Origin of the sequence: Sulfurimonas sp., from assembly GCF_028714975.1 — a bacterium.
Lineage (GTDB): Bacteria > Campylobacterota > Campylobacteria > Campylobacterales > Sulfurimonadaceae > Sulfurimonas.
Genome location: NZ_JAQTLH010000002.1, coordinates 269,874 through 283,218 on the forward strand (window position 1 = coordinate 269,874; position 13,345 = coordinate 283,218).

Annotated in this window: 18 protein-coding genes and 1 pseudogene; 5 read left to right on the plus strand and 14 right to left on the minus strand. The window is 36.4% G+C overall.

All coding sequences use genetic code 11. The features are described from left to right. Positions 1-13: 13 nt before the first annotated feature. Positions 14-661 carry an adenylate kinase gene (gene adk, locus PHQ93_RS03225; protein WP_299940777.1) on the minus strand — a complete coding sequence of 216 codons (648 nt, stop codon included), beginning with the start codon at positions 659-661 and terminating at the stop codon, positions 14-16. A 120-nt stretch (positions 662-781) separates the two neighbouring features. Between adk and PHQ93_RS03230 the strand changes: the two genes are divergently transcribed. Continuing rightward, on the plus strand, positions 782-2,026 hold the full coding sequence (locus PHQ93_RS03230) for a DEAD/DEAH box helicase (RefSeq protein WP_299940779.1): 1,245 nt from the start codon (positions 782-784) through the stop codon (positions 2,024-2,026). A gap of 51 nt (positions 2,027-2,077) precedes the next feature. Here PHQ93_RS03230 and PHQ93_RS03235 read toward each other — a convergent pair whose 3' ends face one another. Then, positions 2,078-2,365, minus strand: coding sequence for a hypothetical protein (locus tag PHQ93_RS03235; RefSeq protein WP_299940782.1), 288 nt, complete (start codon positions 2,363-2,365; stop codon positions 2,078-2,080). A 98-nt stretch (positions 2,366-2,463) separates the two neighbouring features. Here PHQ93_RS03235 and PHQ93_RS03240 point away from each other — a divergent pair, with 98 nt between their 5' ends. Next, positions 2,464-3,195, plus strand: a complete 732-nt coding sequence (locus PHQ93_RS03240; RefSeq protein ID WP_299940785.1) for a molybdopterin-binding protein — start codon at positions 2,464-2,466, stop codon at positions 3,193-3,195. A gap of 5 nt (positions 3,196-3,200) precedes the next feature. Here PHQ93_RS03240 and PHQ93_RS03245 read toward each other — a convergent pair whose 3' ends face one another. Further along, complete coding sequence (locus tag PHQ93_RS03245) at positions 3,201-3,704, minus strand: ankyrin repeat domain-containing protein (RefSeq protein WP_299940787.1); 504 nt, start codon at positions 3,702-3,704, stop codon at positions 3,201-3,203. Positions 3,705-3,781: 77 nt separating this feature from the next. Between PHQ93_RS03245 and PHQ93_RS03250 the strand changes: the two genes are divergently transcribed. Beyond that, a complete protein-coding gene (locus PHQ93_RS03250) occupies positions 3,782-4,978 on the plus strand; it encodes a tetrahydrodipicolinate N-succinyltransferase N-terminal domain-containing protein (RefSeq protein ID WP_299940788.1) in 1,197 nt (398 codons plus the stop codon). Between the two features lie 95 nt (positions 4,979-5,073). Beyond that, entirely contained in the window at positions 5,074-5,379 is a 306-nt protein-coding gene (locus PHQ93_RS03255) for a hypothetical protein (protein ID WP_299940790.1), read from the plus strand. Positions 5,380-5,398: 19 nt separating this feature from the next. On the opposite strand, the gene PHQ93_RS03260 is transcribed toward PHQ93_RS03255, so the two are convergent. The 11 genes from PHQ93_RS03260 to PHQ93_RS03310 form a co-directional block, all read right to left on the minus strand. Then, positions 5,399-6,721 carry an SH3 domain-containing protein gene (locus PHQ93_RS03260; RefSeq protein WP_299940792.1) on the minus strand — a complete coding sequence of 441 codons (1,323 nt, stop codon included), beginning with the start codon at positions 6,719-6,721 and terminating at the stop codon, positions 5,399-5,401. 11 nt (positions 6,722-6,732) lie between these two features. Then, the gene (locus PHQ93_RS03265; RefSeq protein WP_299940795.1) at positions 6,733-7,392 is read right to left on the minus strand and encodes a LexA family transcriptional regulator; all 660 of its coding nucleotides are present in this window, start codon (positions 7,390-7,392) and stop codon (positions 6,733-6,735) included. A 233-nt stretch (positions 7,393-7,625) separates the two neighbouring features. After that, a complete protein-coding gene (locus tag PHQ93_RS03270) occupies positions 7,626-7,781 on the minus strand; it encodes a hypothetical protein (RefSeq protein WP_299940797.1) in 156 nt (51 codons plus the stop codon). Next, positions 7,778-8,248: a tRNA (cytidine(34)-2'-O)-methyltransferase gene (locus PHQ93_RS03275; protein WP_299940800.1), complete on the minus strand. Its 471-nt coding sequence runs from the start codon at positions 8,246-8,248 to the stop codon at positions 7,778-7,780. The genes PHQ93_RS03270 and PHQ93_RS03275 overlap by 4 nt, the downstream gene beginning before the upstream one ends. Positions 8,249-8,256: 8 nt before the next feature. Next, positions 8,257-9,093, minus strand: coding sequence for a formyltetrahydrofolate deformylase (gene purU, locus PHQ93_RS03280; RefSeq protein WP_299940803.1), 837 nt, complete (start codon positions 9,091-9,093; stop codon positions 8,257-8,259). Continuing rightward, on the minus strand, positions 9,090-9,455 hold the full coding sequence (locus tag PHQ93_RS03285; RefSeq protein WP_299940804.1) for a hypothetical protein: 366 nt from the start codon (positions 9,453-9,455) through the stop codon (positions 9,090-9,092). The genes purU and PHQ93_RS03285 overlap by 4 nt, the downstream gene beginning before the upstream one ends. Next, the gene (locus tag PHQ93_RS03290) at positions 9,446-9,694 is read right to left on the minus strand and encodes a tetratricopeptide repeat protein (protein ID WP_299914380.1); all 249 of its coding nucleotides are present in this window, start codon (positions 9,692-9,694) and stop codon (positions 9,446-9,448) included. The genes PHQ93_RS03285 and PHQ93_RS03290 overlap by 10 nt, the downstream gene beginning before the upstream one ends. Further along, complete coding sequence (leuB, locus tag PHQ93_RS03295) at positions 9,691-10,758, minus strand: 3-isopropylmalate dehydrogenase (RefSeq protein ID WP_299940806.1); 1,068 nt, start codon at positions 10,756-10,758, stop codon at positions 9,691-9,693. The genes PHQ93_RS03290 and leuB overlap by 4 nt, the downstream gene beginning before the upstream one ends. Then, positions 10,758-11,261 carry a 3-isopropylmalate dehydratase small subunit gene (locus tag PHQ93_RS03300; protein ID WP_299940809.1) on the minus strand — a complete coding sequence of 168 codons (504 nt, stop codon included), beginning with the start codon at positions 11,259-11,261 and terminating at the stop codon, positions 10,758-10,760. Before PHQ93_RS03300 ends, leuB begins: the two co-directional genes overlap by 1 nt. Before the next feature lie 121 nt (positions 11,262-11,382). Further along, on the minus strand, positions 11,383-12,171 hold the full coding sequence (gene flgG, locus PHQ93_RS03305) for a flagellar basal-body rod protein FlgG (RefSeq protein WP_299940812.1): 789 nt from the start codon (positions 12,169-12,171) through the stop codon (positions 11,383-11,385). A gap of 12 nt (positions 12,172-12,183) precedes the next feature. Continuing rightward, a complete protein-coding gene (locus PHQ93_RS03310) occupies positions 12,184-13,005 on the minus strand; it encodes a flagellar hook-basal body protein (protein ID WP_299940815.1) in 822 nt (273 codons plus the stop codon). A gap of 132 nt (positions 13,006-13,137) precedes the next feature. Here PHQ93_RS03310 and PHQ93_RS03315 point away from each other — a divergent pair. Then, a pseudogene (locus tag PHQ93_RS03315) lies at positions 13,138-13,345 on the plus strand (RNA polymerase sigma factor RpoD); the annotation flags it as partial.

Below are 13,345 nucleotides of genomic sequence, written 5' to 3' on the forward strand. Positions count from 1 at the left end.
CCAAAGGGCTCAATTAACCTAGTTTAGAAACAATATTTGCCTCAACATCAGCTATATCTGCCGTGCCGTCAACAGTTATATAAGTCAGACCATCCATTTTAGAAGCTTGTTCTTTATAGTAACCTATAAGCGGGCTTGTAAGCTCATGATAGACTTTTAAACGGTCAAACACAACCGACTCTTTATCGTCGTCACGCAGAACCAAATCTTCACCTGTAACATCATCTTTGCCTTCTACTTTTGGCGGATTATAAACTAAATGGTAAGTTCGCCCACTCGCCAAATGTGCACGACGACCCGACATTCGTTTTACTATCTCTTCATCGGGAACATCTATCTCTATAACGGCATCGATAGCTATACCCGCATTTGTAACGGCATCAGCTTGAGGAAGCGTACGAGGAAAACCGTCTAAAAGGTAGCCGTTTGCGCAATCACTCTCAGCGATTCTATCCTTTACAAGACCAATAATAATTTCATCAGTCACTAGCTGACCGGCATCCATAGCTGCTTTTGCCATTTTGCCCATATCTGTACCTGCTTTTATAGCAGCTCGAAGCATATCTCCTGTAGAGATTTGAGGAATGTTATATTTTTTCGTTAAAAACCCTGCTTGAGTACCCTTCCCCGCACCCGGAGCTCCTAGTAATATTATTCTCATATTTATCCTATCTGTTTTATTGATGTGATTATATATAAATGTAGTTAAAATTAGCTATAAATAAACCTCCTCTGAAGCCTAAATTTCATAAAATACATTCAATTAACCAGAGGAAGACAAATGCCATTTTCTAAACTTAGTCTATCACCGCAAATCCAAAGCAGACTTAAAAAAAGCGGCTTTACAACTCCGACACCCATCCAAGAGAAGGTAATTCCTCTTGTACTTAATCATAACGATGTTATGGCAATGGCACAGACGGGGAGCGGTAAGAGTGCTAGTTTTGTGCTGCCTATTTTGGAGCTTTGGTCTAAGAGTGTTAGCGAAGGAAAGTCAAAGATTAAAGCTCTTGTTTTAACTCCGACTCGTGAGCTTACTCTTCAAGTTGCAGATGCTTTTTCTACTTTTGGTGCAGATTTACAGAGAAAGCCGAAAGTGGTTAGTATAATCGGCGGAGAGAGCATAGGTGAGCAAATCTATGCTATTCAGCAAGGATGCGATATCTTAGTGGCAACATCAGGAAGATTGCTGGATGTTCTTACAAAAAAACAGACAAATCTCTCATATTTAGAGTTTTTTGTTCTTGATGAAGCGGATAAGATGCTAAATCTTGGTTTTGCAGAGGAGCTAGAAGCTATACTTGAAGCGATTCCGCAAAAGCGTCAAAATCTTCTCTTTTCGGCGACCTACCCTCAAAAGATTTTGGATATCGCTTCAAAAATCACGCAAAATCCGATTAGAGTAACAATAGAGCAAGAAGTTCTGACTGTAAAGAGTGTTACTCAACGCGTTATAGAGGTAAATCGTGAAAATCGTGGTCCGCTTCTAAGGTATCTGCTTGAGAGTGAAAAACTAGAACAAGTGCTTGTATTTATGGCAAATAAAAGAGCTACCGACAATATAGCTGCCAAGTTCAAAAAGTACGGTTACGCTGCAGAGTCATTTCATGGCGACCTCTATCAAGACGAACGAACTCATACGCTAAATGAATTTAAGGCTAAAAAAATACGCATACTTTTTGCAACAGATATAGCTGCAAGAGGACTCGATATTGATGATATCTCGTGTGTTGTAAACTTCGACCTTCCCCGTTCTCCCACCGACTATATACACCGTATAGGTCGTACCGCAAGAGCAGGTAAATCCGGAATTGCCATCTCTTTTATCTCACATGAGGACAAAGCTCATTTTGGCATCATTGAAAAACGCTGCAAGGTAAATCTAGCTAGAGAAAAAGTAGAAGGATTTGAACTTGTCGGAGAAGCTCCTATAAAAGTAAAAGGTTCAGAGCCGGTTAAGGGCAAAGGAAAAAGTAAAAAAGACAAAGCAAGAGAAAAAGCTCTAAAAGAGGCTAGTAAAGAGTAGACTTTTACACATGTTAAGTCTCTCTTAACATGTGAAGGTTTGCAAGATTAGTTATTCGTCTTCAAATCCGAAATCATCGTCATCGCTGCCGTTTTGTGCTTCTAAAATATCATCGATTAGCTCTTTACACTCATCTTCTTCGATATCACCGCTTTTTATATCATCTAACACATCTTGCAGGTCTGCTTTGAATTCGCGAAGCTCCTCTATCTCCTCTTTTGCGTCTTCGCTTGCTTCTTTGCTATCGGCAATCTCTTCAAAAATCTCATCTAATCTCTCGTTGATATCCGGAATAACATTTTTTGTTATCAGCTCTTCTAATTGTTGTGCATATGACATAAAAAACACCTTTTAAAATTTAATTCTGCAATTATACTCTATATAAGAGTATTCTAACAATGTCTAAACTATAATTGATAAAAAAATAAAAGAGCAATATGAATTTTTATGCTTGTATTATAGGTAGTGAGATACTAAACGGTCGCAGAGTAGATAAACACTTTGAATTTTTAAAAAACGAGCTTCAAAAGTACGGACATGATCTTTTTGCCTCTTTCGTTATAAAAGATGACGAAAATCTGATTAAAAAAACCTACAAGCTTATAAAAGATGATGAACAAAGCGTTATGTTCTCTTTTGGCGGTATCGGTGCAACGCCTGATGATTTAACAAGAGCTATAGCCGCGGAAATTTTTACTTCACAGCCGCTTGAGCGACACAAAAAATTTGAACAAGACATTATAGAGAGATTTGGCGAGGAAGCATATCCTCATAGAATTCATATGTCGGATTTACCGCATAATTCCGAGCTATTGTTCAATCCTATTAATAATATGTCAGGTTTTTCTCTGGAAAACAGATATTTTTTTACTCCGGGATTTCCTCAGATGTCGCATCCGATGGTTAGCTCCGTGATAGAAAAATTATTTAGCAAATCCGTACAAAAATACAGGCTTACTCTTCTAGCACAAACAAGTGAAAATACGCTTATAACTCTAATGAAACAACTTCCTGCCGATATAGAGCTCTCTTCTTTGCCGATACTAAATGATGGAAAAGCTTCCGTGGAGATATCGCTGTGCGGAGTTGATAAACTATATGTAGAAAAACAGTTTGAACTTTTTACAAAATTTTTAAAAGAGTCAAGTATAACTTATAACCTTATTTAGTAAGGTTATCTAGCGTAGTTTCTGTTTTTAGGCGCATTTTCATCATAATCAAGCAGCAGTAGAATGCTCTTTTTATTTGTTTTTCTTGCAAAGTCTATTACGCTGATTCCCTTTGAATCAACTGCATTTTTATCTGCGCCCTGTTCTATTAAAAACTTTACCATCTCGACCCTGCCGTAACAAACAGCTGCCATTAAAGGAGTAAATCTACTTCTTCTTTTTGTGCTATTAACATCAACGCCTTGGGCTATTAAATATTTTACGACATCTATATTGTCATAAGTAACCGCCATGTCAAAAATACTAACGCCCTCTTCATCAAAATCATAAATATCCGCACCGCTCTTTATTAAAAGCATTATCAAATCAAAATCACATCTATATCTTAGTGATGAAGCTAAAACCGACTCGCCGCTCTCATTTGCTTCATTGACATCAGCACCTTCTCTGACCTGTTTTTTGACACCTAAAAAGTCATTGTTTTTTAATAATTCAATCCATTTATTCATAACGAAAGTATATACTAAAATTGCTATTAGTAATGTTTAAGTATAATATTTTTTATAAATTATTTAAGAGAGAATTCATGGAAATTATTCAAACTACAGATGCTTTTAAAGCACTGATTCAAGATATAAAATCATCAACGGTCGGATATAAAGATCCTTTGGCATTTGGTATATGTAGAGTAGATTTAGGACAGTTAAATATCGGGAAAACTCTTCAAGCTACTTACCCGATTATTAATTGGAATGAAAATTTTGGAAGTGCTGCTATCTTTATCAAAGCACTCGCAGAACAAGGCATAAATGTTGATTTTACACAAAGTGAAGCTGTTTGTGACATAAACTCTGCATTTTTAAAGAGCTGTTTAAATGCATTTACTCCTTATTCGGAAGAAGCTTTCGGCGATGCTCATAAAAATATTCAAGTTGTCTCTGCACTCTACAACCAAATTATGAGCAAAGGCTCTTTAGAAGGTGAGTTTAAAGTAACATTTATTTTTGCTGATGAGCCTCTAAAGAGCGTTGAAGCGTCTTACTTGAAGCTTTATGCACTCTCTCAAGCAAAAGTTGAGCTAAGAAGCATCAACTTAAACGGTGCTTTTGGAGCACTGCCTAATGTTGCATGGTCAAACGGCAAACCTATTGAGCTTGATTATCTTCGTGAATTTGAAATTGAGTTGAAACTTGCAAATGAGTACCCGCATATTGACTTTGTAGATAAATTTCCAAGATTTCTGCAACATATTATTCCGGCTGACAACACTCGTGTACTTGATACCTCAAAAGTTAGATTCGGTGCTCAACTTGCTGCAGGAACTACGGTTATGCCGGGTGCATCATACATTAACTTTAATGCAGGAACAACAGGACCTGTAATGGTTGAGGGTCGCATCTCAAGCTCTGCAATCGTCGGAGCAGGCAGTGATGTCGGCGGTGGAGCTTCAATCCTCGGTGTGCTTAGCGGAACGGATGGAAATCCTATTACTATCGGTAAAAACACGCTCTTAGGTGCGAACTCTACTTGTGGAATTCCGCTTGGTGACGGATGTATCATTGATGGTGGGTTGGCAGTTTTTGCGGGAACAAAATTTCATATTAACGATGAAGAGATAAATGAAATACAAGAGGTAAATCCAAACGCAAACTTGGATAATATAATGAAAGGAAAAGAGCTTGCAGGGCTAAATGGGCTTCACTTTAGACAAAACTCTCAAACAGGGCAGTATGTAGTTCAAAGAAGCACGAGAGAAGTTAAACTAAACGCAGACCTTCACTAATCTTTTTTAATTTGTAGAAGCTTTATTGATAAAAGCTTCTACAAACTTTTAGTTTGCCGATATTATAATACATAGATATAGATTAGGAGTTTACAATGAATATCTCAAACAATATCTCATCCATACAAGCTCATCAAATAATGATGAATACGAGTGCAAATAATGTTGCAAATGTCAATACGGGTGGTTTTATACCATTAGATACAAAAATCGTCGGCAGTGAAAATTCATTAAGAGCGGAGAGTAGAAAGCAGGATGATACCGGTTCAAAAATGAGTCAGACAGATCTTTCTAAAGAGGTGACAACTCAAATAGTTACTCAAGATGCTACTGCTTTAAATGTTACGGCTATAAAAACGCAAGATGAGATGTTAGGTTCACTTTTAGATATAAAAGCTTAGCAGATCAGAGTAGCAGAAGCTACTGTGTTAAGATATTCATACTTATTAAATTTTTAAGCATTGAACTCTCTTCGTCATAGTTCTCTAAATATTTTCCAATATTTAGAGAACTAAAAACGCTCTTTCCTATAACTACTCTGCCCTCTACACCATCTTTTTTAGTTTTTATACCCCAAGTATTATGAAATACGATAATTTCATCATTATAGGTTCCTACATAAAGAACAACATGCCCCTTTTTGTAAAAAATTGTTTGAAAAGGAACAGCTTTTTCTTTTATAACTCTTATCTTCTCTTCATCGCTTAAACCGCTTAAAGATATGACATTGCCGATTTTGCTTTGCTGAAATGAATTTCTAGGAAGCCAGATGCCAAAGGGCGTAAACATATCTCTAAGCATTGAGGAACAATCTCTTTGTTCATACATACCGCCCCATCCGTAATTTGTTTTTGACACCTCTTTGATAACGGCAATTAGATTGTTTTCATCTAGTTTCATTATCTCTTTGGTAGCTATGCTTTTAGAAATTTTTGACTTAAAAAAGAGCGGTTTTGAATTTTTATATGACGATACCGTCAAAACGGTATATGCCTCTTCATCTTCAGAGATAAGAGCGAACATCATACCGATTTTTGATTTATACAAAAAGTTGCCCTCAGAATCGTAAATCGGCTCATCTTCTTTGGTAATGGCAATCTGTTGTGCATTTTGCCAAGCTTCAGTATGTTTTTTTTCTAAAATGGCGAATTCGTTTGTTTTTATCCAGCCCGATGCAAAGTTGCTAAATACATATGCCCACTCTCTGTCTTTGGAATAGTGTGAAACTAAGATAGGCTCATTTGCGTGCACGGTGCTATTTTGAAGATAGTCAAACGGAAATCCCTCTCCGGCAATAGAGGGGTCTTTTAGCAGCGGTTTTATGGTTGGAAAAGATCTTAAACTGACCTCTTTTATCGTTACTGCTTTTGCATTAAGGGTTGCGTATGTGTCAAAATTTGCATTGCTTAGCATTGTGTCAAAAAAGCTCTGTTCTAAGGGTTGTAGATTTTCTCCGTAACTTTTACCGGCACGAAATGAAAAAAATGGCCATTTTACGGAGGTTAGCCCCTCTTTTGGTTTCTCAATATTCCACATACTAAAATAGCGCTGCTCATATTTTTTTTGAATTTCATAAAAAGAGATATTTTTATCGATATTTTTTGCAAAATAACTTACATCTTGAGGTATATTTTGCAAGTCGTATATATCTTTGGAAGTTCTCTTTTTTTCATCAATTTTTATATCGCGCAGGGAACAGCCGGTCAATAAAACAATTGATAAAATTATAAAAATATATCTCACTCTTTCAACCTTCAATCAACGCTTCCAAATCTACTGACTACTCTTCCTATTACCTCTATTTCATTAGGGTCTAGCGTTTGAGTAGAGTAAACTTGATTGTCGGAAATTATATCTATTTTCCCGTCTATTCTTTTTTGAACTCTCTTTATAAAAAGCCCTGCCTCTGTTCGTATCGTAAATATGCCGCCTCTTTGAAGATCCGTCTTGTTTCTGTTAATAAAGACAATATCGTTATAGCTAAATGTCGGCTCCATAGAATCACCCGTTACATTGATAGCTTCTATGTTTTTTAGCTCTCTTTCTCCTCCGAGTATCATAGCAAACTCATGAGGAATCTCTATTTGACCGGCTTCTTCATGCTCTGCATCTGCGCCGCCGCCTGCAGATGCGCTTATGCTGCTAAAATATCTAACTATAAAGAATTTATTTGTCGCTTCAACAAGACTCTCCGGTGATTGACCGTAGAGCATCCAGTTGATTGATATGGATTTTGTGGCACAAAAATCTAAAAGTTCATTAAAAGGTATTTTATTTCTTTTTTTCATGGTTGCAAAATTCATCTGACTTATACCTAAGATGTCGGCAACATCCTTATCATACATTTTTTTGCCGTTAAATTCAGTAGAGACAATGCTTTTTATCTCTTCTACTATTTCAAGAAAATTTTTCATATCACTTCCTCATATTTATTCAAATATTTAAGATTATATACTATTTTTGCAATTTAGTCAAAAAATATATGACAAAATGCAATATTTTTTATCTTTATTTAAAATATTTTGTAATGTATAAAATAAATAAAGGGTATCCAAAAAGGATTTGAAATGAAAACAATGGTAAAAAATGTACAAAATCTCTTAAATAGATTTGAGAATTTTATAGAGAGATTGGCTGATATTTTATTTTAAAAATCAGATTTCTCTTTCTCTTTTGATTTTTTCTCATCGGCTTCTCGCTGGGCTTCTCTTGCGGCTGATTTGTTTTTGTGATAACCGCCGAAGATAAAAACCATAAAAAGTATAAAAAGAGTCAGCATAACTATATCGATAAATAGGCTCATAGCTTCTCTTTAAATGCGGCGTAATTTTGTTTTATTGCTTCATAAAGTACTATTCCGGTACTTATAGCCAAGTTTAAACTTCTGCCCTCTTTTGTCATAGGTATAGTTATATTTTGCTCTTTATATCTATTTAAAATATCTTGCGGTATGCCTGCAGTCTCACTTCCGAAAAAGATATAATCGCCCTCTTTAAATTGTGCGTCAAAATATGGTTTATCTGTTTTTGTAGTTGCAAAATAGGCATTGTCTTTTATTGTATTGTTTGCAAAAAAATCATCTAAACTCTCCCATACATGCAAATCAAGTTTATGCCAATAATCGAGTCCGGCGCGCCTAACAGCCTTTTCGTCAATATCAAACGCTATAGGTTTTATGATATGTAATGCTGCACCGGCATTGACGCAGAGTCGCCCTATCGCACCCGTATTGTTTGGGATTTGCGGATTTACAAGTACAAGATTAAACAACTGCTATCCTAAAAAATTACGGTTTTATTTGCATAAACGAATATTCTGTCTTCAAGGGCAAGTTTTAGGGCACGAGAGAGAACGACTTTTTCGACATCTTTACCCGAACGCTGCATATCTCTCCAGCCATAAGCATGATTTACATGTATAACCTCTTGAGCAATAATCGGACCCTCGTCAAGATTATTGTTTACAAAATGCGATGTAGCGCCGATAATCTTTACCCCTCTGTCGTAAGCTTGTTTATAAGGATTTGCTCCTATAAATGCAGGTAAAAAAGAGTGATGGATATTTATAATTCTATTTTCGTATGCTTCTATAAATTTAGGAGTTAAAATTCTCATATATTTTGCTAAAACTATATAGTCTATATCTTCAAATCCTGCTAAACACTCAAGTATTTTATCTTCATGCTCTTCTCTGTCCAGTCCTACATGCGAAATGGCGATAAAAGGAATGTTAAATTTGCCGACCAAAGACTCTAAGTCGCTATAGTTTGATACAACGGCCAAAATATTTGCTTCAAGTTCCCCAGCTTCATGACGAATCAGAATATCGCCAAGTGCGTGCATCTCTTTTGTAGCCATTATTATGATATTTTTCTTTTGAGGTGCTATAACTTCTATGTTTGCACTAACGGGCATTACATCGCTTATGAGTTGATGTAATTTGATAAGTTCTATATCACCGTCTACGACGCTTCTCATAAAAAATTTATTATTTTCTTTATCAACAAACTCACTGTTTGAGAGAATATTCAAATCATTTTTGTAAAAAACGGTAGATACTTTATGCACTAAACCTTTTTCATCATTTGCATCTATAAGTACTCGGTATTGGCTCATTTACGATTTCCTCTCTCTAACTCTTCTACCCTAGAATCAATAGTGACTAGCACATACTCTAAAAAATTTAGCGTCATATCGACTTTAGCCTCTATATTTGTGTTGTTTGGCGCTTGAAAGCCTTCAAACAGTACAAGCAGTCTCTCTCTGATCGATGTTAAAAAAAGCATCTCACTGCTAATATTATTCTGTTCTTCTTCAACAATTGATTCAACAATTGATTCAATTTCAGATTTAGTTTCAATTTTGAACTCTTTTTTTATTACAGGTTTAAAATCATCTATTGATTTTTGGTTGTTTATATCAGGTTTTATATCTTCCATCTCTGCCAAAGTTGAGAGAATTACATCTTTTAACTCCATAACTTCAATAACCACCTTTCAAATTCATTAAACTCAATCTCTTCTTCCATTTTTACAAAATACTCTTTCATCTGAGTGTTTACGTTTAAAAACTTTTTTCTCATGCCTGAGAGTCTTCTTATTGCAATTTTAGCATCGCTATTTGAGGGATCTTTTTTCAAAATCTCCTTATAAATTTCAAGCGCTTCTTCTTTTAAGCCTTGTAATTCGTAAATATTTGCTAAAGTTAATGTTTTCATTTAGCTGCGTAATTAGCAATAATCGAGCCCATTTCACTCGTTGAACAAACTTCTTTTGCGTCATATTGAGCTATATCTTTTGTTCTATATCCCTCTTTAAGCGCTCTTTTTACGGCAGTATCGATTTTATCTGCAGCATCATTTTCGCCAAGAGCATATCTAAGCATCATAGAAGCCGATAAAATGGTTGCAATCGGGTTTGCAATTCCCTGCCCTGCAATATCAGGCGCAGAACCGTGAATAGGCTCATAAACACCTATCTTAGCTCCGACTGAAGCTGATGGAAGCAGACCGATAGAACCTGATAGCATACTCGCCTCATCACTTAAAATATCACCGAAAATATTTCCCGTAAGCATAACATCAAACTGTCTAGGGTCTCGGATAAGCTGCATTGCCGCATTGTCTACATACATATGACTAAGTTCAACTTCAGGATATTCGCGTGCTACTTCCGTAACCACTTCTCTCCACAGCTGTGAAACATCTAAAACATTTGCTTTGTCGATTGAACAAACTCTTTTGCTTCTAGTCATCGCGATTTTAAATGCCTGATGAGCAATTCTTACAATCTCTTCGCGGGTGTAGACCATAGTGTTCCACCCTTTGTTCTCGTCACGACCTTTTGGCTCACCGAAATAGATTCCGCCTATGAGTTCGCGAACAACCATTAAATCAACACCTTTAATAACTTCAGGTTTTAACGATGATGCATTTATAAGCTCATCGTAAACAATAGCCGGACGAAGGTTTGCATAAACACCAAGCTCTTTACGGAATCTCAAAAGTCCGCTCTCAGGTCGTTTCTCGCGAGGCAGATTGTCCCATTTTTGTCCGCCGATTGCGCCAAAAAGTACGGCATCGCTGTTTAATGAGATATTAATTGTCTCTTGAGGAAGCGGGTCACCAGTTATATCGTATGCACAACCGCCCATTAAAGCCTCTTCATACTCAAAATCAAAATCAAAACAAGATGCGACGGAGTCTAAAACTTTTACGGCTTCATCTATAATCTCAGGACCGATTCCGTCACCTTTAATAAGTGCAATTTTATAAGTTTTCATTATTTACCTTTAATTTCGTTTTGTGCATAATTCATAAGCCCGCCCGCATCTATAAGCTCTTGCATAAAAGATGGGATTGGAATAAAGCTATATGTTTTGCCTGAAGTTTTGTTTGTAATAGTTCCGTTGTTCATATCGACGCTTATCTCATCACCCTCAGCTATCTCGTCGCTCTCACAAAGCTCAAATATAGGAAGTCCCATGTTAAATGCGTTACGATAAAATATTCTTGCAAAAGTCGGAGCGATAACTGCAGCAACGCCGGCAGCTTTGAGTGCTATGGGAGCGTGTTCACGAGAACTTCCGCAACCAAAATTTTCACCGGCAACTATAACATCGCCTCTGCTCATTTTAGAGACAAACTCCGGATCTGCATCTTCCATAACATGTTTAGCCAACTCTTCGGGTACCGATGTGTTTAAGTAACGAGCCGCTATGATTAAGTCCGTGTCGATATCTTTGCCGAATCTCCAAACTTTACCGTCAATATTTGCTTTTTGCATATAAATTCCTAACTATATTTAAAATAATTTTGTGATTATAGCTAAAATGAGATTTTAGTTTTCTAAAAGGAGTATAAGGCAACTTGATATTAATTCGTATCAAGCTGCCTTTATGTAGTTATTATCTTTTTAATCCGTTTACCGTTTGAAGCATTTCATCACTTGTAGTAATTACTTTTGAGTTTGAATCATAAGCCCTTTGTCCGGTAATAAGGTCGGTCAACTCAACAACAAGCTCGACATTACTAAGTTCGACGAACCCTTGTCTAATCACTCCAAGACCGTCTGATCCGGGAGTTCCCTCTACCGGTTGACCCGAACTGTCGGTTTCAATATATAAATTATCCCCCATAGAGTGCAAGCCGGCAGGATTTACAAAGTTTGTTAATGATAATTTACCTATCTGGGTTGCTTGTGTTTGACCGGTTTGAACAACTGTTACCGTTCCATCGGTGCCGATACTGATATTGGTTGCATCAGGCGGAATAACAATTTCAGGAACCATTTTATAACCGTCACTATTTACCACTATTCCGTTTGCATCAATTTTAAATGCGCCGTTTCTTGAATAAACCTCAGTTCCATCAGGTAGTTCAAGTTTGAAAAAACCTCTGCCTGTAACTGCAATGTCTAGTTGATTGTCCGTCTGTTTTAAACTGCCTTCGGAAAATATTTTATTTATAGCAGTAGGTCTTGAACCTAGACCGGCTTCTATTCCCGTAGGACTTTTGCTGACATCGCTAGTAGACGTACCGGCGTATTCCATAACTTTGTACATAAGGTCGGCAAATTCTGCACGAGATTTCTTAAAACCTATCGTATTGACGTTGGCAATATTATTTGCCGTCGTATCTATTTGCGTCTGCATACTCAACATTCCCGTTGAAGCAGTATAAAGTGATTGCATCATGGTCTAAACTCCTTAAGATTTTTTAGCAATTTTTTCAATTGCATCGCGGTTCATATCATTCATCTGTGTATCCATCGCTTTTTGATACATACCCACCAAACGATTTGTTTCTATCATCTGTGTCATCATTTTTACTGCATTTACATTACTTTTTTCTATAAAACCTTGTCTTACGGCGCCGCTTCCTTCCAAGCTTTCAAACTCAGTCACACCGTCGTATCTATAAAGATTGTTCCCCTCTTTTTTAAGCATGGCAATATTGTCCGGCTGTGCTATAAAAATCTTAGAACCTGTCGTGAATTTTGCACTGTTTGGCACATCCGTAAATATTTGTCCGTTTTTATCCACTTGAACAGTGCTGTCTTGCGGATTTAAGACTATCGACTGATTTGTTGAAAAATAATCACTCGGTAAAACTTCATAACCATCTTTTGTAACCAGTTTGCCTTGATCATCTTTAGTAAATGAACCGTCTCTGGTAAGTCTGACTCCTCCCGGTGTTTTAACTAGAAAAAATAGACCTTCTTTAGATAACGCCATATCTAAAGGATTATCGCTTTTTTCCATATTTCCGACAGAATAATCCGTATATGAGTCTACTATTTGCGGAGCTTTATTCATGGCTCTATTTAAAAATTGAGCAGCCTCTTTGGTTTGATTTGCATTTGGCAGTTCATCCCTTGCTTCTTTATATAAACGCAAAAAATCACCGACGACAAGATTTTGTTCCTTAAAACCGATTGTATTTACATTGGCAAGGTTGTTTGAAATAGTATCAAGGCGGTTAAATTGAGTAACCATCCCTGCTGCCGAACTATAGTATCCGCTCTGCATAAAATACCTTTTAAATCTATTTTTTTCACTTTAAGCAATCTGTGTTCCAACATTTAAAGAAGCGTATATTAAGACTATTTGGGTATAATCCACCTTTAAAAAATCTTATCGAACCAACAAGGTGTATTTTATATGACAGCTAAAGAACTTAACAAAGCTATTGAAACATTCTTTGCAAATCAAAAACCAAAAGAGTGTTTAACATATGAGTCATTAATAGAACTTTTTGATAAACAGCCTACTTCTGCGCAAGCAAGCAGCATTCATAAACTTATACAAAAACACAAAGCATGTATTTACACATCATCCGAACATGCAAAACTTCTTAATGATAAAGAAG

Bases quoted from the DNA above. Each gene is read 5' to 3' on its own strand.
- PHQ93_RS03235 (WP_299940782.1), bottom strand. From the start codon at position 2,365: ATGTCATATGCACAACAATTAGAAGAGCTGATAACAAAAAATGTTATT.
- PHQ93_RS03240 (WP_299940785.1), top strand. From the start codon at position 2,464: ATGAATTTTTATGCTTGTATTATAGGTAGTGAGATACTAAACGGTCGC.
- PHQ93_RS03310 (WP_299940815.1), bottom strand. From the start codon at position 13,005: ATGCAGAGCGGATACTATAGTTCGGCAGCAGGGATGGTTACTCAATTT.
- PHQ93_RS03300 (WP_299940809.1), bottom strand. From the start codon at position 11,261: ATGCAAAAAGCAAATATTGACGGTAAAGTTTGGAGATTCGGCAAAGAT.
- flgG (WP_299940812.1), bottom strand. From the start codon at position 12,171: ATGATGCAATCACTTTATACTGCTTCAACGGGAATGTTGAGTATGCAG.
- PHQ93_RS03265 (WP_299940795.1), bottom strand. From the start codon at position 7,392: ATGAAAAATTTTCTTGAAATAGTAGAAGAGATAAAAAGCATTGTCTCT.
- adk (WP_299940777.1), bottom strand. From the start codon at position 661: ATGAGAATAATATTACTAGGAGCTCCGGGTGCGGGGAAGGGTACTCAA.
- PHQ93_RS03290 (WP_299914380.1), bottom strand. From the start codon at position 9,694: ATGAAAACATTAACTTTAGCAAATATTTACGAATTACAAGGCTTAAAA.
- PHQ93_RS03255 (WP_299940790.1), top strand. From the start codon at position 5,074: ATGAATATCTCAAACAATATCTCATCCATACAAGCTCATCAAATAATG.
- PHQ93_RS03250 (WP_299940788.1), top strand. From the start codon at position 3,782: ATGGAAATTATTCAAACTACAGATGCTTTTAAAGCACTGATTCAAGAT.
- PHQ93_RS03230 (WP_299940779.1), top strand. From the start codon at position 782: ATGCCATTTTCTAAACTTAGTCTATCACCGCAAATCCAAAGCAGACTT.
- PHQ93_RS03285 (WP_299940804.1), bottom strand. From the start codon at position 9,455: ATGGAGTTAAAAGATGTAATTCTCTCAACTTTGGCAGAGATGGAAGAT.
- leuB (WP_299940806.1), bottom strand. From the start codon at position 10,758: ATGAAAACTTATAAAATTGCACTTATTAAAGGTGACGGAATCGGTCCT.
- PHQ93_RS03245 (WP_299940787.1), bottom strand. From the start codon at position 3,704: ATGAATAAATGGATTGAATTATTAAAAAACAATGACTTTTTAGGTGTC.
- purU (WP_299940803.1), bottom strand. From the start codon at position 9,093: ATGAGCCAATACCGAGTACTTATAGATGCAAATGATGAAAAAGGTTTA.
- PHQ93_RS03270 (WP_299940797.1), bottom strand. From the start codon at position 7,781: ATGAGCCTATTTATCGATATAGTTATGCTGACTCTTTTTATACTTTTT.